This is a genomic window from Burkholderia sp. MR1-5-21 (assembly GCF_053427715.1).
Genome location: NZ_JBSAXD010000128.1, coordinates 1 through 501, shown reverse-complemented (window position 1 = coordinate 501; position 501 = coordinate 1). Strand labels below are relative to the sequence as shown.

Annotated in this window: 1 protein-coding gene; it reads left to right on the top strand. The window is 62.9% G+C overall.

From position 1 onward, the window contains the following. On the top strand, positions 1 to 406 hold a 406-nt coding region (locus ACV229_RS40725; RefSeq protein ID WP_448088678.1), incomplete at its 5' end, for a branched-chain amino acid ABC transporter permease. Positions 407 to 501 lie beyond the last annotated feature (95 nt).

Sequence of the window (501 nt, the reverse complement as noted above, 5' to 3'; positions counted from 1 at the left end):
CGCGATGCGCGCGATTGCCGAGAATCCGAACAACGCGAGCCTGATGGGTGTGAACCCGAACTTCGTGATCTCGGCGACCTTCATGATCGGCTCGGCGCTCGCCGCGCTCGCCGGCGTGATGATCGCGTCCGAATACGGCAACGTGCACTTCTACATGGGTTTCATTCCCGGCCTGAAGGCGTTCACCGCCGCGGTGCTGGGCGGGATCGGCAACCTTGCGGGCGCGATGGTCGGCGGCCTGGTGCTTGGACTCATTGAGCAGTTGGGCGCCGGCTACATCGGCAATCTGACGGGGGGCGTGTTCGGCAGCAACTACCAGGACGTGTTCGCCTTCATCGTGCTGATCATCGTGCTGGTGTTCCGTCCGTCGGGCCTGCTCGGCGAACGGGTCGCGGACCGCGCGTAACGAAAGGGGAGCAAGAACATGACATCCATTCAACCGATCGAAACCTCGACGATGCTCGTCGAGGAGCGCAATACCGCGAAGACCGTCACCATCGT